Source organism: Pseudomonas sp. B6002, from assembly GCF_013385985.1.
Classification (GTDB): Bacteria; Pseudomonadota; Gammaproteobacteria; order Pseudomonadales; family Pseudomonadaceae; genus Aquipseudomonas.
The window spans coordinates 755,625-773,542 of the sequence record NZ_JACAOY010000006.1; the positions used below are offsets into that span (position 1 = coordinate 755,625).

The 17,918-nt window shown below is 61.9% G+C and carries 16 protein-coding genes; 5 read left to right on the top strand and 11 right to left on the bottom strand.

Annotated elements, in window-relative coordinates:
* Positions 1–4: 4 nt before the first annotated feature.
* The 11 genes from HX792_RS10760 to HX792_RS10810 form a co-directional block, all read right to left on the bottom strand.
* Positions 5–1,006 carry an HAD family phosphatase gene (locus HX792_RS10760; RefSeq protein WP_176996059.1) on the bottom strand — a complete coding sequence of 334 codons (1,002 nt, stop codon included), beginning with the start codon at positions 1,004–1,006 and terminating at the stop codon, positions 5–7.
* Positions 1,003–2,052, bottom strand: a complete 1,050-nt coding sequence (locus tag HX792_RS10765) for a BatD family protein (RefSeq protein WP_176996060.1) — start codon at positions 2,050–2,052, stop codon at positions 1,003–1,005. The genes HX792_RS10760 and HX792_RS10765 overlap by 4 nt, the downstream gene beginning before the upstream one ends.
* Positions 2,049–3,515: a VWA domain-containing protein gene (locus tag HX792_RS10770; RefSeq protein WP_176996061.1), complete on the bottom strand. Its 1,467-nt coding sequence runs from the start codon at positions 3,513–3,515 to the stop codon at positions 2,049–2,051. Before HX792_RS10770 ends, HX792_RS10765 begins: the two co-directional genes overlap by 4 nt.
* Positions 3,502–4,497 (bottom strand): VWA domain-containing protein, encoded by a 996-nt coding sequence (locus HX792_RS10775; protein WP_176996062.1) that lies wholly within the window; start codon positions 4,495–4,497, stop codon positions 3,502–3,504. Before HX792_RS10775 ends, HX792_RS10770 begins: the two co-directional genes overlap by 14 nt.
* Entirely contained in the window at positions 4,484–4,948 is a 465-nt protein-coding gene (locus HX792_RS10780) for a DUF4381 domain-containing protein (protein WP_176996063.1), read from the bottom strand. The genes HX792_RS10775 and HX792_RS10780 overlap by 14 nt, the downstream gene beginning before the upstream one ends.
* The gene (locus HX792_RS10785) at positions 4,945–5,868 is read right to left on the bottom strand and encodes a DUF58 domain-containing protein (RefSeq protein WP_176996064.1); all 924 of its coding nucleotides are present in this window, start codon (positions 5,866–5,868) and stop codon (positions 4,945–4,947) included. Before HX792_RS10785 ends, HX792_RS10780 begins: the two co-directional genes overlap by 4 nt.
* A complete protein-coding gene (locus HX792_RS10790) occupies positions 5,865–6,839 on the bottom strand; it encodes a MoxR family ATPase (protein WP_176996065.1) in 975 nt (324 codons plus the stop codon). Before HX792_RS10790 ends, HX792_RS10785 begins: the two co-directional genes overlap by 4 nt.
* A gap of 174 nt (positions 6,840–7,013) precedes the next feature.
* On the bottom strand, positions 7,014–8,066 hold the full coding sequence (locus HX792_RS10795; RefSeq protein ID WP_176996066.1) for a hypothetical protein: 1,053 nt from the start codon (positions 8,064–8,066) through the stop codon (positions 7,014–7,016).
* 80 nt (positions 8,067–8,146) lie between these two features.
* Entirely contained in the window at positions 8,147–9,547 is a 1,401-nt protein-coding gene (locus HX792_RS10800) for a DUF1254 domain-containing protein (RefSeq protein ID WP_176996067.1), read from the bottom strand.
* Between the two features lie 63 nt (positions 9,548–9,610).
* Positions 9,611–10,372, bottom strand: a complete 762-nt coding sequence (locus HX792_RS10805; protein WP_256349830.1) for a hypothetical protein — start codon at positions 10,370–10,372, stop codon at positions 9,611–9,613.
* A 222-nt stretch (positions 10,373–10,594) separates the two neighbouring features.
* On the bottom strand, positions 10,595–10,960 hold the full coding sequence (locus HX792_RS10810) for a response regulator (RefSeq protein WP_176996069.1): 366 nt from the start codon (positions 10,958–10,960) through the stop codon (positions 10,595–10,597).
* A gap of 255 nt (positions 10,961–11,215) precedes the next feature.
* Between HX792_RS10810 and HX792_RS10815 the strand changes: the two genes are divergently transcribed.
* The 5 genes from HX792_RS10815 (at position 11,216) to HX792_RS10835 (ending at position 17,790) form a co-directional block, all read left to right on the top strand.
* Complete coding sequence (locus tag HX792_RS10815; RefSeq protein ID WP_176996070.1) at positions 11,216–14,713, top strand: response regulator; 3,498 nt, start codon at positions 11,216–11,218, stop codon at positions 14,711–14,713.
* Positions 14,714–15,544, top strand: coding sequence for a protein-glutamate O-methyltransferase CheR (locus HX792_RS10820; protein ID WP_371319340.1), 831 nt, complete (start codon positions 14,714–14,716; stop codon positions 15,542–15,544). It abuts the gene before it with no gap.
* Positions 15,541–16,146 (top strand): chemotaxis protein CheB, encoded by a 606-nt coding sequence (locus tag HX792_RS10825; RefSeq protein WP_176996072.1) that lies wholly within the window; start codon positions 15,541–15,543, stop codon positions 16,144–16,146. The genes HX792_RS10820 and HX792_RS10825 overlap by 4 nt, the downstream gene beginning before the upstream one ends.
* Positions 16,140–17,333 (top strand): hybrid sensor histidine kinase/response regulator, encoded by a 1,194-nt coding sequence (locus tag HX792_RS10830; RefSeq protein ID WP_176996073.1) that lies wholly within the window; start codon positions 16,140–16,142, stop codon positions 17,331–17,333. Before HX792_RS10825 ends, HX792_RS10830 begins: the two co-directional genes overlap by 7 nt.
* A 79-nt stretch (positions 17,334–17,412) precedes the next feature.
* Positions 17,413–17,790 (top strand): response regulator, encoded by a 378-nt coding sequence (locus HX792_RS10835; RefSeq protein WP_176996074.1) that lies wholly within the window; start codon positions 17,413–17,415, stop codon positions 17,788–17,790.
* The last annotated feature ends 128 nt before the right edge of the window (positions 17,791–17,918 follow it).

A 17,918-nucleotide genomic window follows, 5' to 3' on the forward strand; every position in this document is an offset into this window, starting at 1 on the left:
TTTGTTATTGCACCTTTGCTTGCACAGCCGGCTCGAAGGGGTAGATACGGCGCCAGTCGCTCGCCATGTCCACCACGATCCAGCCGTTTGCCCTGGCCAGGTCCAACGCCTTGTCGAGGCGCCCCACCTGAGAGTTTCGGTCATAGGCCCACTCGCGCTGGGCGTCGGTGTGGTGCACCAGGCCCATCAAGCGCTTGCCACTGCCAGCGGCGGTCCACTGCAGCATTTGCAGGTCGCCGTCGGAGTTGCCGAAGGCCAGCAGGGGCCGCCGGCCGATAATCGCGTCGATGCTTTCCGGCTTGCCCGGGCCATCGTCGTTGTGCGCCAGCTTGGCGGTGCGCAGGATCTGGGGTTTGCCGTCCTTGAGCTGGTACTGGGTGACAAAGTTGGTGCCGATCACCTGTTCCGGTGGTACGCCATACACCACCTCGGCAAAGGCGCGCATGAAGGCCGTGTCGCCGCCCGAGACGATGTAGGTCTTGAATTGCTGGCTGCGCAGGTAGTCGAGCATTTCCAGCATCGGCTGGTAGATCATCTGGTCGAAGGGCTTGCCCGTCTTGGGGTGGCGCGCCTGCTTCAGCCAGGCTTTCGCGTTGTCGATGAAGGCTTCGGTGCTGATGCCGGTGTGGGTGGCGCCGATGATCTTCAGCAAGCCCTGCATGCCCGTGGCCGCGAGGGCCTGGTGGTCGCCTTCGAGTACCGCCTGGAATGGCTGGGTGGTTTTCCACTCGGGGTGCTGGGGCGCCATGCGCTTGATTTCATCGAAGGCGAACAACACCTCGAAATAGGCCGGTTGTTCGGTCCAGAGCGTGCCGTCGTTGTCGAAGACGGCGATGCGTTCGGCGGGTTTGACATAGTCCCTGGAGCCTTCGACGGTGACCGCCTGCACGAAGTCGACAATCTGTTTTTTGCTGGGGCCATCGTTCCATGACGGCAGTGGATCAGCGGCCAGGGCCGGCAGGCTGAGGAGAAAAAGCAGGGGTAAGGCAGAACGCAGCGACGTCATGGGAAGTCCTTTTCGTGACGAGGGTTCAGTGGAACCAAGCGTAGTTGACGACACACCCAGCGCAATGTTGTGCACACGTTTCGCCACAGTGGCGGCAGGCGTGGCCACAGCGCATGGAGCAGGTAACCGGCAAGAATCAGCATGGTCACCGCGGCAATCCAGGCAAACAGGTGCCGCGAGACTGACCAGCGGCTGTGCTGCCCGAGGGCCTTGAGGTCGTCGGCAATGGAGAAGGTGGGCGTGTAGACGCTGCCCGCCTGGGCCTCGAACGTAAGGGCGGGCAACTGGGCGGTTTGCACGCGCCGGTTGCGGCTGTCCCACCATTTCACACTGACCGATGGCAAGGTGTAATGACCCCCTTGCTCGACGCGATACACCAGCCGGTCGATGCGCTGGCCACCGGTGATTGCGCCTCGGCCGTCGTCCAGGTTGCTGATGCTCGGCGCTTGCGGGTACAACCGCAGGCCCTGGATGGGCGCGGAGGCGGGCGGTGGCAGGGAAAGTCCCGGCGTGTCGTCGGCTTGCAGCGTGAGGGTGCGGGTCAGGCTGTCGCCTACCTTGAGGTCGGTGGCTGACAGCGTCTGACTCAGGCGCAGGCCACTGGCGACCAGCACCGGCTCCCCGGGGGCGAACCCCGGTGGTTGGGTGGCGGTGAACGACAGCGGCGTGCTCTGGGCACTCAAGGGCGCAGTGGCCTGGCCCGGTTGGGCGCTGACGGTCAGTGCCGGCACCGTGAATGCCTGGGCGATATTCGGCGTGATGCGGTAGCGGTAGCGCATGCCGTAGAACATCTGCCCGCCAATCTCTTGGGTGGTGTGTTCAGCTTCGCCACCCGGGGGCTGTACCCGTGCACCGGCCAGTTTCAGCACCGGCAGGCTGGCGCCGGAGGTAAACCAGGTGTCGGTGAGCACATCCACCTGCACTTGCAATTGTTCACCTACCACCACCGCAGCGCCGGGCAGCAGGTGTGCCTGCACTTTGAGCTGCGGCTCGGCCGCCCACAAGGGCCCGGAAAGCAACAACAGCACGCCGCAATAGCGGTTCATCGCGTCGCCTCCTGATCCTGCAGGCTGAATTTGCGCCGCAGGAAGTTGGCCGGTGAGGTCGTCAGGTTCTGCAACCACAGGGCATCGTTGTTGGCTTGTTCGGTCTGGATCGCCTTGCTTTGGCCCTTGCCCGGTGCCTTGTCGAACTTGATCTCATCGGGCTTGACCTCGGGGGTGTTGTTCGCTGCGCTTTCGGTGTCCTTTTTCAGCGCAATGGCCAGGGCCAGGTTGGCGCTGGCCTCGGGAAACGTCGGTTGCAGCTGTAAAGCACGCTGATAGGCCACGATGGCGTCGTCGAACTTGAAGCGGCGCACATGGATGTTGCCCATATAGAACGCCGCCTGTGCGGTGTCGAGGGTGGTGAAGGTGGTTTCGGCCAAGGCGTAGTCGGCCGCGTTATAGGCGGCAATGCCTTTCCAGTAAGGGTCCTGGAACAGGGAGGCCGCCTCGGGGTAATGATGATGCTCGAACGCCCAGCGGCCTTGCTGGTCGGCGGTGAGGAACGGGTTGGCTTCGGCGTGCAGCGGTTGCAGCAACAGGCCGAGCAGTACCGTCGCCATCCAGTTCAGGCTCCAGCCGCGTCGCAGGCTCAGCAGCACCACCAGCAACAGCGGCCAGCACAGCCAGTAACCGGCGTCCTTCCACTGCAACAGGCGCTGTTGCTCATCGGCATTTTGGAAGTGCTGCTGGGCGTGCAGCTCGATCCAGTCCAGATCGTCGTCATTGAGGGTCAGGCTGCCCAGTGGCGCGTCGGTGGCCGAGGCCAGTTGCTTGAGGGCGGGATTGCTGCCCAGCGCCAGTACCAGCACTTGCAGCGGGCTGTCGGCCAGGTGTTGCTTGAGGCTTGGCAATTGCGTGCTGTCGGCGCCATCGGTGACCAGCAACAACGTGCCGGGCGATTGTGCCAACAACCGTTTGGCCTGGTCGATGACGCCGGCGACATCCTTGCCGGCTGTGCTGATCAAGTCGGTGCCAAGCGCCTGGATGAAGGTGTCGAGCAGCGCCGGATCATCGGTCGGCGGCAACACCAGATGGGCACTGCCGGCATACACCAGCAGCGCAGTGCGCGCCCCTTTGCGCCGCTGTACCAGGTCCTGGAGCTTGTGCTTGGCGGCGGTCAGGCGGGTCGGTGGCACATCGGCGGTGTCCATGGACGGCGACAGGTCCACGGCGATGATCAACGGCGCGCGGTTTTCCAGGAAATCCGGACGGTCCTGCTCCCACGTCGGCCCTGCAGCGGCGACTGCGCCGAGCATCAACAGCACGCTCGCCAGGTGCACCGGGCGTAGACGGTGCGAATCCGTCGGGGTGAGCAACAAATGCGGCAGCAGGTGTGGAGCGATATTGCCACGCAGACGACGTTGCAGGTCGCGGCTGCGTTGCCAGGCCAGTGGCAATAAAGCCCCCAGTAAGGCCAGCAATAGCCACGCGGGGCGCAGGAAGTGGAAGTCACTGAAGTCCATCGGCGACCTCCCGTTTGATCCGGTGGGGCCATAACGCCGCCAACAGGTGGTACAGCGCAAACAGCCCAAGCGCCGCGCACAGCGGCCACCAGAACAGGTCGCGCTTGGGTTGGTGGCTCAAGGTCTTCACTTGATGCGGGGTGATCTGGTCGAGCGTTGTATACACCTGGTTCAGGCTGTCGCGGTCTTCGGCACGGAAATAGCAGCCGCCGGTGGCGCTGGCGATATCTTGCAATGCGCCGAGGTTGACCTTGGCTTCGCCGCTGGCCTGCGGGTCGCCAATACCAATGGTATGGATGACCACGCCCTTGGCGGCCGCCATGTCGGCGGCATGGTCGGGGGTGATGGCGCTGCTGGTGTCGTTGCCATCGGTGAGCAGAATCAGCACTTTCTCAGGTTCATGGGCCTGGTCAAGCAGCTTGAGCCCCAGGCCGATGGCATCGCCAATGGCGGTGTTTGGGCCGGCCATGCCGATACCGCTGTCATCCAGCAGCAGAGACAGGCTGCTGTGATCAAGGGTCAACGGCGCCTGGGGGTAGGCGCCGCTGCCAAACAGAATCAGGCCGATACGATCGTCTTTGCGGCGCGCGATAAAGTCATGGACCACCTGTTTGACGGCGGCGAGACGGTCGATCTTGTGCCCGGTTGCGTCGGTAAAGTCCTGGGTTTGCATGGACTGGGAGATATCGATGGCGAGCATCAGGTCGCGCACCGGCTGCTGGCGTTCGATGGGTTTTTCCACCCACACCGGGCGGGCAACCGCCAGCACCAGCAGTACCCAGACCAGCAGGTTGAGCACGAGCTGGCTGCGATTATTACGCACGCCGCTTGCAGAGGGCGCGCCACCGACGGCCTGGCTCATGCCGGTGAAAAACGGCACCCGCACGGCGCTGCGGGCTTCGAGGTAGGCAGGTAGGTACCGGTACGCCAGCCAGGGCAGCGGCAGCAGTAGCAACAGCCACGGGTTATCAAGCTGCCACATGGTGCTGCTCCACCCAGGCTTTGCACTGGGCCAGTAGTTGCGTGTGTTGGGCGTTGGGCAAAGGCGCGGCGTAGGCCAGCTCAGCCAGTTGCTGGCTCAAGTCCTCGGGGATCGGTGCGCCTGCGTGGCGCTGCAAAAACGCTTGCCAATCAGCCCCCGTCAACGTCGGGATGGAGGCGTGTTCCTGCGCCGGGAGTGGCATCGACAGCGCCACACGCTTGAGCAGTTCGGGCAATTCACGCAGGTCGGTCAGCGCGTCCAGGCGTGCCACGGCCTCACGTCGATAGGCATCGCGGCGCCAGTGCAGCCAGTTGCGTACCGCCAGCACCAGCAGAGCCAGCACCACCAGGCCAAGGACTACCGCCCACCCCCAGGTTTGCGGCCAGTAACTGACGGGCGCGGGCAAACCCAACTCCTGCAGTTGTTCGATGCTCGGCACAGGGGTACTCACTGGCGTCTACCCAGTTCGCTGCGCAGTTGGTCGGCAGCTGGCAGGGCGGTGCTGATCATCAGCAACGGCACTTGGCTGCGGCGCAGCAGGGTCGCGACGTCCTTGATCCGCCCGCCCAGATAGTCCCCCAAGGGCTGGCGAACCTGGCGTTTGTTCACGGCCAGCTCCACTTGCAACTGGCCCTGGGTGACCATCAGTTGCCCGCTGTCGGGCACGTTGAGGGCCAGGGGGTCGTACACCTGCAACGCCACCACGTCGTTATGCGTTGACAGTTCGCGCAGCAGTTGCAGGGTGCGCGGGCCGGCACCGGCGAAGTCACTGACCAGGCAGATCAAGTGATCATGCCCGGCCACTGCGCGACACTGCTGCAGCACGCGGTCAAGCTGGCTGTCGCCTTCGTGGTCGGGGCAGGTAGCGTTCAGTTCGCCGTTTTGCTGGGCGATACGACTGCACAAGGCTTCAACGCGTTTGCGACTGCGCAGCGGTGCCACGCTGTCGATGCGCGTGTCATTGAACACCAGGCCGCCGACCCGATCCCCGGCGTTGAACACCATCCACGCGGCGAGGGCGCCCAGTTCGGCGGCAACCGCCGATTTGAAGCTGCGCACCGAGCCAAAAAACATCGACATGCGTTGGTCCACCACGATCAAGGCCGGGCGGTCGCGTTCTTCGGTGAAGGTGCGCACCACCGGTTTGCCGGTGCGCAACGAGGCGCGCCAATCCAGGTGGCGCAGGTCATCACCGGGCTGGTAGCGCCGCAGTTCGTCGAAATTCAGCCCACGCCCGCGCAGCCTTGAGGCGTGGTTGCCGGCCAGGACGCTGCCCTGGGGCTGGCGCGCAACAAAACTCAAGTCCCGCGCCTGGAACTGCAAGGCCATCAGCTGCGCCAGGCTGATGTAGACGAAGCCGTCGGCGTTCATGCCGGGATCGCCACTGTGCTGAGCAGGCGGTCGAGCACCTGGTCGGCCGTCACGCCGTCTGCCACCGCGTCATAGCTTAATTGCAGGCGGTGGCGCAGCACCGGGTGCACCACCGCCTGCACGTTGTCCGGGGTCACGAAGGTTTGGCCTCGCAACCAGGCATCCGCCCGCGCACAGCGATCCAGCCCGATGCCGCCCCGTGGGCTGGCACCCAGGCTGATCCAGCGGGCCAGGTCGGGATCGTAGTCGGCGGGGTGGCGCGTGGCGTTGATCAGGTCGATCAGGTAGCGGTCGATGGCCGGCGACACCTGGATCGCGCTGACCTCCTTGCGGGCGGCAAAGATCACCTCCTGTTGAAGGGTAAAGCCCTGAGTCGCCTGGGCGGCGTCGGCCTGTTCTTCCTCGCGTAACAGCCGCAGTACCTGGCTTTCGTTGTCGGCACTGGGGTAATCCAGCAGCACCTTCATCACGAAGCGGTCCATCTGCGCTTCCGGAAGTGGGTAGGTGCCTTCCTGCTCGATGGGGTTTTGCGTGGCCACCACGATAAACAACGCGGGCAGTGGGTGGCTGGCCCCGGCGACGGTGATTTGCCGTTCTTCCATGGCCTCCAGCAACGCGGCCTGAACCTTGGCAGGCGCGCGGTTGATCTCATCGGCCAGGATCAAATTGCCGAACAGCGGGCCGGGCTGGAAGCGGATCTGGTTCTGGCCGTCGACCTGGTGCAGCACTTCGGCGCCGGTGATGTCCGAGGGCAACAGGTCGGGGGTGAACTGGATGCGGCTCATCTTCGCCTCCAGGTGCCGCGCCAGGGCCTTGACCGTGCGGGTCTTGGCCAGCCCCGGCAAGCTTTCCAGCAACAGGTGACCATTGGCCAGGAGGCCCAGCAGGATCTGGCGGATCACCTGGTCCTGGCCGAGTACGCTTTCAGCCATGCTGGCCTGCAGGGCATTCACATCGTTGAGTGCTGTCATGCCAATCGTCCTTGAAGCAGTGGGTCACCAGGGCGCGGCGACCACGATGTATTGCACGGCATCGCCGATATAACGCGGCGGGTACAAAGTGGGCCCGCAGTGCTGGCGCCGATGCGAAAGGCCAAGGATTACGACCCTGCGTGTGCGATGAAAACGCGACATGGCGCACCTCGTTCACAGCATGAAAGTGGGGATCACCGGGATAAACGACACGCGGAAATTCCAGCGGCTGCTGATCAGGTCGTCAGCGTGGATCACCGAGTACTGCACTTCACCGGAAATACGCACCGGCAACTTACCGAAATTGACGATGCGTCCGGCGCCGATGCCGATGGGGAAGTTGACCTTGTTGCCACCTTCGGCTTTCCAGTTGACGGTGACATTGGGCGTCATGCCCACCCGCCATTGCCCCGGGCCAGGAATGGCGCGTTGGATGAAGTACTGGATGTTGGTCAGGCTGACGTCCTTGCGTCGCGCATCGCCACCCACAGACCACCAATGCTGGGGGAATACGCCCAGGGTCCAGTCTTCGCCCAGGTAGGCCGCGACAAAGGCAGGGCCAAGTGAGTATTTGCCGGTGCCCAGCACGTCTTTCTCGGCCGTCGGGAACATGGCCGTGGGGCCGAAGCCCCAGACCATCTTGCCGCCATTGGCAAAACGCACCGGCTGCTTGGGCGAGAACACCCCCACGTACGCCAGGTCGCCGAAGCCCGAAGTGCGGTCGAACGGGTCGTTGACCACCGAGGGGAAGTCGCGGTCAGTCAGCACGCCATAGGGGCTCATGCCGATCAGGTCACCGGCCTTGGAATTGACCGGCGCGCTGACATAGCTCACCGGAAGGCGGTTGATCAGGTTCCAGTCGTCCCCCAGTGAGATGGGAAAGGTCGGCATGAAGCTGTATTTGCCCAGGTAGCGCGTGCCGTTGCTATGGGGGCCTTTGAGGGCGCTGTAGTCGAACTGGTTGAACAGCAACACCAAGTTGCCCACCGGGTTGTCCATCAACTTGGCGATCTGCTCGGTTGACGGCTCGCAACCGGCCTTGACCACTTGCTTGAGGTCGATATCGAAGTCTTGCTGGAGGCGATGGCAGGTTTCGGCATCGGCCTTGGGGGGCGGTGTGGGGCTGCCCAGTTGCGGCAGGTTGGCCGCCGACACACCGCAGCTGGTGAGCAGGCTGAAAACCAGAGGCGTAGCGCGGAACCCTTGCGCACGAGCAGGTGAAATCATGGCGTCATCCATCCTTGTATCGGCCTGATATCAGGGGGTTACATGCCCGGCCTAACCCTGTAGCGGCCGGGCATGCGGCGTTACTTGAGCGGCGTCAACGGCGGCAGTTTCCATTGACCATTACCCACCTCAGGCTTGGGCAGGTAAATCCGCAGTACGGCGTAAAACGGGCCGGGAGGTGCCGGCAGCCAATTGCTCTGTTCGGCTTTCGGCGGCTCGTGGTGCTGCAACGCCAGGGTCAGGCCGCCGTCGGCGTCCAGTTTGAGGTTGGGCAGCATCCGCGAGTTGATCAGGTAGCGTTTCTTCAGGTTCGGCGCCAGTAGCTTGGTCTTGGCGTCGTACATGGTCAGCGACCAGAAGGCGTCGGCGGGCGGCAGTTGGTCCTTGGCGAAATGCACGGTGTAGCTGTGGCGTGCGCCGTTGGCCGGTTTACCTTCGCTGTCGACGAAGTAGGTCATGTAGATCGCTTCGTCGGTGGAATTGCCGAAAATGCCCAGGTCGGCACCGGCGTAGCGGTACAGGTAGTTGTTTTTCAGGCGGTCACGGCTGCCGAACAGGTCGCCGCTGGACACCTGACGAGTGTCGATTTTGTCTTTCTTGAAGGCCGCAAATTCAGCTCGGGCGTCGGCGATACCGTCTTCCAGGGCCTTGCGTTGCTCAACCGTCAGCTCTTTGACCTTGAATGGCGCGCCCGGGGCGATGCCAATCTTGGCAAACCGTGCGAGCAGGTCCTTTTCGCTGTCCTGGGGCGCGGCGAAGCTCAGCATGAAGTTGAGGTAGCGGAACAGCTGCGGACCTTCGGTCATGGTGGCCATTGGCTTGGGCCATTCGATCTTCGGCACGGCGGCCGGTGCCGGCTGTTTCACATAGCTGCTCAGCGACTGCACTTTGTAGCCGTTCTGGATCTGCTTGACCTTGTTCAGGTCCTTCTCATCAAACAACTGCGTGCGGTACAGGGCGTAGGCGATGTTGCTTTCGCTGTAGATCACCCGGTCGACGTCTACCGGCTGCTGACCTTTCCAGTCCGGGCCGGCGATCATGTAGTGGCCGCCATTGTTGCCGGTGCTGCGGGTGCCCAGGTAGGCGATGTTCTGGGTATACAGGTCGATCAGTTGCACCGAGTAGTAACGGTTGTCTTCGATCTTCGGCAGGGTCAGGACGAGGGGTTCCTTGCGCAGGTCCATCCACACGAAGGAGTAGGGCGTGTCCGAGTTCGGGGTGACGAACGCGGTGTCCTTGGGGCTGAACACCTGGGCGGTGTTGCCGATATGGTTGAACGGGGCCTTGAAGTTGGCACCGCCTTTATCAACGGCCTGGGTGTAGAGCGTCTTGTACATCGCCACGACCGGGTAGCCATACAGGTACGCCTCCTTGGCAATGGCCCGGGCTTCGGCGGGGGTGGCCGTGAAGTCGGCCAGGGCGCCGGTACTCATCAGAATCGAGAGGCTCGCCAACAGCAGGCGCGTCGGTTTTCCAATCATGTTGTTGCGTCCTTCCAGAGATCTTTTTAAAGGGCGTGGGATGAAAGCGCCGAGTTTCCAGTTTTATTTGCCGAACGTCACGTTAATCCCTGCAAACAAGGTGAACTGGGGCAGGCCATCGCCTTTGCGCGCCACGGTCCATTGCGGCTCGACATAAGCGTTCACGATGTTGGTGCCGGCTTTCCAGGCTTTGCCCGCGCCGACACCGACAGGAATGTAGTGGGTGTCGTTCTTCAAATCGAAGGTCCAGGTGCCGGTGGAGCGCAGGTACCAGCCCTTCGGCAGGTTATGAATGATAAACGGCTGAAAAGTTGCACTCTCCACGTGCGCTCGGTCACGGTCGCCGGCAAATGAACTTTGGTATTGCACCAGCGCACCCAGCAACCCTCGGGGTGACGCATCGATGGCAATGGCCGCCAGCCCGGCCTGCCATTTGCCGGTGCCCAGCTCATCGTGCTCAGCCGTGGGCGCGGTGATTTGCGGGCCGATGCCCAGTTGCACGCCTTCGGTCTTGAGCAAGAAGATATCGAACAGGTTCAGGTCGCCGATGCCGGTGCTGTAGCCGCTGTGTGGGTCGGGTCGCGTGCTGATGGGCAATGTGGCGCGCAGCAGTTGCGGCACGCCGATGAAGTCCGAGGGCGCGACCGGCAACGTGCCGCGCAGTAACAGGTCGTTGGTGTGGGCGTTGGTGTCGAAGAGCCTGGGGGTGTAGTAGTCCTGCAGGTTGGCACCCGGCGCTAGGTTGAGGGGGTTGTTGCTCTTGTTCGCCGTCTCGGCGTTGTCGGCCAGGGCGCTGGCGCCGGGCAGTGTCAAAATGGCCAGCATCCATGCCGACCTGTGCGGCGACTTGAACATGCGCGCTCCCCCCATACCTGGGCGACTATTCCTTGTGATTAATACCTGTAGAGCATGTCGATTGAAGCTAGCAGCTAAATCCGGACGCGCTAGGCAAAACGGAGAATTAGTGCAGGGGTGAGGGGGCTGTCACAGGTGTGTCATAAGGTGCCAGGCGCCGCCCAGACTGGGCGGCGAGGGGCAAGGCGGGCGTCAGGCGCTGGGCAGCATCGATTTGACTTTGTCGCGCAATTGATCGATCGAGAAAGGTTTGCCGATCACCTGCATGCCGGGCGGTACATCGATATTTTCGGCATAACCGCTGGCGAACAGGATGGGCAGGGCGGGGCGCAGTTCGCGCACGTTGGTTGCCAGTTGCTTGCCGTCCATGTCAGGCAGGCCGACGTCGGTCATCATCAGGTCGATGGCCTGGGCCGAGTCCTGCACGATCGCCAGGGCCTCCTCGGCATCCGCGGCTTCAAGCACCCGAAACTCCAGTTCTTCGAGGACATCGACGATCAGCATGCGCACGATGGCGTCGTCTTCGACTACAAGGATGGTGGAATCAGCGGCGGACATAAGTAGGGTTCCCGAGAAGTGGAGGTGCAGGTCTTGATCGGATAAAGACCATCCTCTAATGAGTCATGACAATCTCGGCAAGTTCCCGGCCTGGGGGTGGCATTGTGAAGGCATTCGTAGGGAATGTCTCGCTCGAACCGCTCTTGCTCCGTACGAATCGGCAGGCATTTGCCCCAAGTTGTCGCGTAAACATAGCCCTGGCCATGGACTTTGGGGCAAACTCCCGGTTTTTCCACACTTGGCCAAGGCATGCCCATGACTCCTGCGTCGTCCGTCGATGAAAAGAGCTTTCGTAACCTACTGAGCCGAAATGTGGCCTTGCCCCTGGGTGTGGGCGTGCTCAGCGCGGTGTTTTTCGTCTGCCTGATCACCTACCTGTTGACGGTGATCCAGTGGGTGGAGCACACCGACCGCGTCATCAATAACCTCAATGAGTCCTCCAAGCTGACGGTCGACCTGGAAACCGGCATGCGCGGCTTCCTGATCACGGGCGACGAGCATTTCCTCGACCCTTACGAAGTGGCCAAGCCGCGGATCATTGCCGACCTGCGCAATTTGCAGGACCTGGTGGCGGACAACCCCCAGCAGGTCGACCGCCTCAAGCGCCTCGAAGCCTTGCAGATCGAGTGGAACAAGTACGCCCAGTCGATGATTGATATGCAGCGCGAAAGCGGTGACTACCGCAGCGCAGTCAAGGCGGGGCGAGGCAAGCGCCTCACCGATGAGATCCGCAAGGAATACGACGATGCGGTGGCGATGGAGCAGCAGTTCCGTATCACCCGTAACGAAGAGGTCACCCGTACAACGGTGGTCAGTGTCACGTTGTACTTGGCCTTTGTGCTCGGCCTGAGCGGTTTTCTGGCCTATATTGGTCGGAAAAATCTTTTAGCATTATCAGAGAGTTACAACGCAAACCTCGCGTCACAGCAGAGGATTGCAGGGCGCCTGGAACAGCAGGCCTGGCTGCGTAATGGCCAGACTGAACTGGCTGAACAGGTGCTGGGGCAACTGACCCTTAACATGCTCGGCCGCAATATCCTGCAGTTTTTTGCCCAGTACATGGGCTCGGCCGTGGCCGCGCTGTATGTGCGCGAAGAGCATGGCGGCCTGCGGCGCGTGGCCACTTATGGCTTCTCCCGTGAACAGGAGCAGTTGGAGCAGTCGATCTACAGTGACGAAGGTATTGTCGGCCAGGCTGCCCAGCTGGATCGCCTGATCCGCTTGGACGATGTGCCAGTGGATTACTTCAAGGTCAGCTCCGGCCTGGGCGAAGGTTCGACCCGTAGCGTGCTGGTGATGCCCACCAGTGATGATGACCGCGTCAACGGCGTGATCGAACTGGGCTTCCTGCGCCCGTTGCAGGAGCGTGACGTGGAACTGCTGGAGCTGATCGCCGGCAATATCGGCACCTCCATTGAGGCCGCCCGCTATCGCCAGCGCCTGCAAGAAGTCTTGACCGAGACCCAGCAGCTCAACGAAGAGCTGCAAGTGCAGCAGGAAGAGCTCAAGACCGCCAACGAAGAGCTGGAAGAACAGTCGCGCATCCTCAAGGAGTCCCAGGCCCACCTGGAAACCCAGCAGGCCGAGCTGGAGCAGACCAACGAGCAACTGGCCGAGCAGACCCAGACCCTGGCCGAGCAGCGCGACGCCATGGACCGCAAGAACGTCGAACTCAACCAAGCCCAGATGGAGCTCGAAGACCGCGCCGACGAACTGCAGCGATCGAGCAAGTACAAGTCCGAATTCCTTGCCAACATGTCCCACGAGCTGCGCACACCGCTGAACAGCTCGCTGATCCTGGCCAAGTTGCTGGCCGAGAACCCCCAGGAAAACCTCAGCGCCGAGCAGGTCAAGTTTGCCGAGTCGATCTATTCGGCCGGCAACGACCTGCTGAACCTGATCAACGACATCCTGGATATTTCCAAGGTAGAAGCCGGCAAACTGGAAATGCGTCCGGAGAACTCCAGCGTCGCACGCCTGGTGGATGGGCTGCGCGGCATGTTCGAGCCGCTGGCGGCCGATCGCAAGCTGGGCTTCCAGGTACAGGTCCAGGCAGACGCGCCGGCGATGTTGTTCACCGACCGCCAGCGCCTGGAACAGATCCTCAAGAACCTGCTGTCCAACGCGGTCAAGTTCACCGAGCAGGGCGATGTGAGCTTGTCGGTGTCCCGTGCGCCGGGGGAGGGCATTGCCTTTACCGTGCGCGATTCCGGCATCGGTATTGCCGCGGATCAGCAGGAAAGCATTTTCGAAGCCTTCCGCCAGGCCGACGGCACCACCAACCGCCGTTATGGCGGCACCGGGCTGGGCCTGTCGATCTCCCGCGACCTGGCCACCTTGCTCGGCGGCTATATCAGCGTGACCAGCGAACCGGGCAAGGGCAGCGTGTTCACGCTGGTCATGCCTGAGCAGTACGTGGAGCGCGTAGAGGATGCGCCGGCCATTGAGCAACCGCGCCAGGTGGTGACGGCGCCCGCGCCGACGCCAATCAAGGTGTCACCGTTGCCAGTGGCTGACACGGCCGCCATCCCGCGCTTTGCCGACGACCGTGACAAGGCACCGTTCACCAATCGCTGCATCCTGGTGGTGGAAGATGAGCCCAACTTTGCGCGCATCCTGTTCGACCTGGCCCATGAGCTGGGTTACCACTGCCTGGTGGCCCACGGTGCCGATGAAGGCTACAGCCTGGCCGAAGAGTTCATCCCGGACGCGATCCTGCTGGACATGCGCCTGCCCGACCACTCCGGCCTGACCGTGCTGCAACGCCTCAAGGAACACGCCGATACCCGGCACATTCCGGTGCACGTGATTTCCGTGGAAGACCGCGTCGAAGCCGCCATGCACATGGGCGCCGTGGGTTATGCGGTCAAACCCACCACCCGCGAAGAACTCAAGGACGTGTTCGCACGCCTGGAAGCCAAGCTGACCCAGAAGGTCAAGCGTGTGCTGCTGGTGGAGGACGATGACTTGCAGCGCGACAGCATTGCCCGCCTGATCGGCGACGATGACATCGAAATCACCGACGTCGGCTACGCCCAGGCCGCACTCGACCTGCTGCGCACCAACGTCTACGACTGCATGATCATCGACCTCAAGCTGCCGGACATGCTCGGCAACGAGCTGCTCAAGCGCATGGCCACCGAGGACATCTGCTCGTTCCCGCCGGTGATCGTCTACACCGGGCGCAACCTGACCCGGGATGAAGAGGCCGAGCTGCGCAAGTATTCGCGCTCGATCATCATCAAGGGCGCGCGCTCGCCGGAACGCTTGCTGGACGAAGTGACACTCTTTCTGCACAAAGTCGAATCCCAGCTGTCCCATGACCGCCAGAAGATGCTCAAGACCGCGCGCAGCCGCGACAAGGTCTTCGAGGGGCGCAAAATCCTGCTGGTGGACGACGATGTGCGCAACATCTTTGCCCTGACCAGCGCCCTGGAGCACAAAGGCGCCGTGGTGGTGATCGGGCGTAACGGCCGTGAAGCCATCGACAAACTCAATGAAGTCGACGATATCGACCTGGTGTTGATGGACGTGATGATGCCGGAAATGGACGGTTACGAGGCCACCGCCTTGATTCGCCAAGACCCACGCTGGAAAAAGCTGCCGATCATCGCGGTGACGGCCAAGGCCATGAAGGACGATCAGGAGCGCTGCCTGGCAGCCGGCTCCAATGATTACCTGGCCAAGCCGATTGATCTGGACCGTCTGTTCTCACTGATTCGCGTGTGGCTACCCAAGATGGAACGCATTTAAGTGGAGCGAAGTTTTTTGGACAAAAGCAGCGATATTGAGCTGCGCCTGTTGATCGAGGCGATTTACCTCAAGTACAGCTACGATTTTCGCGACTACTCCGGCGCGTCGGTCAAGCGCCGGGTGGCGCATGCCCTGCGCCAGTTCGACTGCGCGACGATTTCGGCGCTGCAGGAGCGGGTGCTGCATGACCCGGCGGCGTTCATGCAATTGCTGCAGTTTTTGACGATTCCGGTGAGCGAGATGTTTCGCGACCCCTCGCACTTCTTGGCGATCCGCCAGGAGGTGGTGCCGCTGCTCAAGACGTACCCGTCGATCAAGATCTGGATCGCCGGCTGCAGCACGGGCGAGGAGGTGTACTCCATGGCCATCCTGCTGCGTGAGGAAGGGTTGCTGGAGCGCACGATCATCTACGCCACGGATATCAACCCGGCGTCGCTGGACAAGGCCAAGCAGGGGATCTTCTCCCTGGAGAACGTGCGGGCCTACACCGCCAACTATCAGCAAGCCGGTGGCCAACGTTCATTTGCCGACTACTACACCGCGGCATACGATTACGCGATCTTCGACAAGACGTTGCGCGAGAACGTGACCTTCGCCGACCACAGCCTGGCAACCGACAGCGTATTCTCAGAAACTCAATTAATTTCGTGTCGCAACGTATTGATTTACTTCAATAAGAAATTGCAGGATCGTGCGTTCGGGTTGTTTCATGAGTCGCTGTGTCACCGCGGCTTCCTGGTGCTGGGCAGCAAGGAAACCCTGGATTTTTCCGCGTTCGGCAAACAATTCGAACCCTTGGTCAAGCAAGAACGGATCTACCGAAAACTATGAACACAGTGGCGGCCGGCCCGGCACGTATCCCGGGGATAGAGGCGATTGTGATCGGCGCATCCGCAGGCGGCGTTGAGGCCTTGTTGACGGTGTTTGGCGAGCTGCCGAGCGATTTCGGCTTGCCGATCATCACCGTGCTGCACTTGCCGGACGAGCGCCGCAGCCAACTGGCCGAGGTGTTCGACCGCCGTGTGGCGATGCCGGTGGTCGAGGCGCGTGACAAGGAAACGATCCGCCTTGGCACCCTGTATTTTGCCGGCCCGGGTTATCACCTGTCGGTGGAGCATGACCGCAGCCTGTCATTGAGCCAGGAAGACCGGGTGCACCATTCGCGGCCGGCCATCGATTACCTGTTCGAGTCCGCCGCCGATACGTATGGCCCAGGCCTGATGGCTATCCTGCTGACCGGCGCCAACCATGACGGCGCCCGTGGCCTGGCCCACGTCAAGCAGCAGGGCGGAACCACCGTGGTGCAAGACCCTGCCGAAGCACGGGTGGCCGTGATGCCCCGGGCGGCCCTGGCACTGCATACACCTGACCACATTCTTTCTCTGAGCCGCATTGGCTCATTGCTGGCTTCCCTGGAATATTCCCCATGTTAAGTACTGTCCAGGCCAAACTGCTGATCGTTGACGATCTGCCGGAAAACCTGCTGGCCCTCGAAGCGCTGATCAAGCGCGAGGACCGCCAGGTGTTCAAGGCATTGAGCGCCGACGAGGCCTTGTCACTGTTGCTGGAGCACGAGTTCGCCATGGCGATTCTCGACGTGCAGATGCCCGGCATGAACGGTTTCGAGCTGGCCGAACTGATGCGCGGCACCGAAAAGACCAAGAACATCCCGATCGTGTTCGTCAGCGCCGCAGGCCGCGAACTCAACTACGCGTTCAAAGGCTACGAAAGCGGCGCCGTGGACTTCCTGCACAAGCCGCTGGATATCCATGCGGTGAAAAGCAAGGTCAACGTATTCGTCGACCTGTACCGCCAGAGCAAGGCCATGAAGCAACAGGTCGAAGCCCTGGAACGCAGCCGGCGCGAACAGGAACTGCTGCTGACGCGTCTGCAGGCCACCCAGGCCGAGCTGGAGCAGGCAGTGCGCATGCGCGATGACTTCATGTCGATCGTCGCCCATGAAGTGCGCACGCCCCTCAATGGCCTGATCCTCGAAACCCAGCTGCGCAAGATGCACCTGGCCCGGGACAACGCCGCCGCGTTCACCCTCGACAAGATGCACGCCATGGTCGACCGCGATGAACGGCAGATCCAGAGCCTGATCCGCCTGATCGAGGACATGCTCGACGTGTCGCGCATCCGAACCGGCAAGCTGTCGATCCGACCTGCGCGGTTTGACCTGGCGCAGCTGGTGCACAACCTGGTGGAAAACTTCGCGCCGCAAGTGGCCGCCGCCGGGTCGTCGATGCAACTGACCGTCGAAGGGCCTGTGGAAGGCAACTGGGATGAGTTCCGCATCGAACAGGTCATCACCAACCTGCTGACCAACGCCCTGCGCTACGGGGCCAAGAGCCCGGTGGATGTGCGTGTGTACACCGAACACGGTGAAGCACGGGTGGAAGTACGTGACCGGGGCATTGGTATCAGCGAAGAAAACCAGAAGCGCATTTTCCAGCAGTTCGAGCGGGTCTCGGCCAGCCACGTCGCGGCCGGGTTGGGCCTGGGTCTGTTTATTTCCGAGCAGATCGTCGCGGCCCATGGCGGCACTATCGAAGTCGAAAGCCAGATAGGCGAGGGCGCACTGTTCCGGGTGTGCCTGCCCCTTGAAGCGCCGGCATGAAATCAATCGTCAGCTTGACGCAACCTTCTGCGTGACCCCATGGTCGTAATTGCAGCTATTGACCGGACAAAGGCTTCCCATGAGTGAAGATGCACAAGATGTCGTCCTGATTGTTGAGGACGACGAATCCATTATGTTTGTGCTGGGTGAATACCTGGCGGGCCTGGGTTATCGGGTATTGAAGGCGATCGACGGCGAACAGGCCTTCGAAATCCTGGCGACCAAACCGCACCTGGACCTGATGGTCACTGATTACCGCTTGCCGGGCGGCATTTCCGGGGTACAGATCGCCGAGCCCGCGATCAAGCTGCGCCCGGAGCTGAAAGTCATCTTTATCAGCGGTTATCCGCAGGAAATTCTGGAATGCAACAGCCCGATTACGCGCAATGCGCCGATTCTGGCCAAGCCGTTTGACCTGGATACCCTCCAGGAGCATATCCAGAGATTGCTCGCCTGACGCCATTTGGGCTGCTGCAAGGCAGCCCGTAAGCGGCTCATAGCCACTCACATCTGTTTACAGCACCGCCTCCAGCACCGTGGAACGGTCTTACAACCCTGAACGACTTAAGCGATAGCCCGAAGAGT

Coding starts and splice junctions, on each gene's coding strand:
- HX792_RS10760 (WP_176996059.1), bottom strand. CDS start 1,006: ATGACGTCGCTGCGTTCTGCCTTACCCCTGCTTTTTCTCCTCAGCCTG.
- HX792_RS10765 (WP_176996060.1), bottom strand. CDS start 2,052: ATGAACCGCTATTGCGGCGTGCTGTTGTTGCTTTCCGGGCCCTTGTGG.
- HX792_RS10770 (WP_176996061.1), bottom strand. CDS start 3,515: ATGGACTTCAGTGACTTCCACTTCCTGCGCCCCGCGTGGCTATTGCTG.
- HX792_RS10775 (WP_176996062.1), bottom strand. CDS start 4,497: ATGTGGCAGCTTGATAACCCGTGGCTGTTGCTACTGCTGCCGCTGCCC.
- HX792_RS10785 (WP_176996064.1), bottom strand. CDS start 5,868: ATGAACGCCGACGGCTTCGTCTACATCAGCCTGGCGCAGCTGATGGCC.
- HX792_RS10790 (WP_176996065.1), bottom strand. CDS start 6,839: ATGACAGCACTCAACGATGTGAATGCCCTGCAGGCCAGCATGGCTGAA.
- HX792_RS10795 (WP_176996066.1), bottom strand. CDS start 8,066: ATGATTTCACCTGCTCGTGCGCAAGGGTTCCGCGCTACGCCTCTGGTT.
- HX792_RS10800 (WP_176996067.1), bottom strand. CDS start 9,547: ATGATTGGAAAACCGACGCGCCTGCTGTTGGCGAGCCTCTCGATTCTG.
- HX792_RS10805 (WP_256349830.1), bottom strand. CDS start 10,372: ATGCTGGCCATTTTGACACTGCCCGGCGCCAGCGCCCTGGCCGACAAC.
- HX792_RS10810 (WP_176996069.1), bottom strand. CDS start 10,960: ATGTCCGCCGCTGATTCCACCATCCTTGTAGTCGAAGACGACGCCATC.
- HX792_RS10815 (WP_176996070.1), top strand. CDS start 11,216: ATGACTCCTGCGTCGTCCGTCGATGAAAAGAGCTTTCGTAACCTACTG.
- HX792_RS10825 (WP_176996072.1), top strand. CDS start 15,541: ATGAACACAGTGGCGGCCGGCCCGGCACGTATCCCGGGGATAGAGGCG.
- HX792_RS10830 (WP_176996073.1), top strand. CDS start 16,140: ATGTTAAGTACTGTCCAGGCCAAACTGCTGATCGTTGACGATCTGCCG.
- HX792_RS10835 (WP_176996074.1), top strand. CDS start 17,413: ATGAGTGAAGATGCACAAGATGTCGTCCTGATTGTTGAGGACGACGAA.